Annotated in this window: 1 protein-coding gene; it reads right to left on the reverse strand. The window is 60.1% G+C overall.

The window, feature by feature from the left end; translation table 11 throughout:
* Positions 1 to 193: 193 nt before the first annotated feature.
* Positions 194 to 893, reverse strand: a 700-nt coding sequence (locus G6R24_RS21170) for a hypothetical protein (protein WP_163550865.1), incomplete at its 5' end; no start/stop codon positions are given.

Below are 893 nucleotides of genomic sequence, written 5' to 3' on the forward strand. Positions count from 1 at the left end.
GGTGTCGGCGTCAACCCACCTGGCCGGGGATGATGATCCGATCCGGCGATTTCTCCTACTTACGCAGCTCCGTCACAGGCCCTGTAGCCAAATTTCGACCATTGCTGATCATTCTGAAGCCCCCTTCCGGCCCTGCGATCCTGGAAGGGGGCTGCGCTTGGTGGATATGGCAGTGCAGGTCGGGGGAATTTCGTCAGGCGGCTGGAGTAGTGGGAGGTGCTTCTGTCGCTTCTATCCGGCCTTTTCCGTTCGGATTCTTGATCTCCTCTGCGAGGTCCGGCCAACCTATGACTTCGAGCGCGACGGCGGCGGCCTGTCCAAATTTCCAAAGCCCATCGGGCCCCTCACTGATCCGATCAAGGGTCGATACCATGATCTGGGAAATTCGTGTGGCGAGTTCCTCCTGTGCGCCTGCGTGAGCGACTAGCGGGTTCACGACCGCATCGAACCTTGCCCAGGAGGTGTCCGGCTCGGCGCTCGACAGGTTGCGATCGAGCCACCACAGTCGAGCCATAGATGGATCTTTAAGTACGAAGGTGCGGAGGAAGGCGACGCGATCTTGGCTGATGGCCTCGTCCAGCCTGGCCGCACGGCGCACCTTTTGGTAGTGCGCTGCGCGGGCTTGGTTGAGTGAGTCCAAGCTGACCTTGACATCGGCCCTGATCCTCACGCTGGGATGCCTGGTGGAGTCGTGCCACTCCGCCAAGCTCAGCGTCACTTCCTGCTGGGCTTTGAACGCCTCCTCAGGAGGCAGCCGGGCGGAAACATCTCGTGCGACCTCGTATGCTTCCAGCAGTGATGATGCGCCAGCAATCTCGTCGGAGATTTCCCTCTCGTGCTCGGAAGGGATCTGGCTGAAATGCAGGATCCCTTCGCCTGTAAAGGAAATTCCG

This window comes from Candidatus Frankia nodulisporulans (assembly GCF_902806475.1).
GTDB lineage: Bacteria > Actinomycetota > Actinomycetes > Frankiales > Frankiaceae > Frankia > Frankia umida.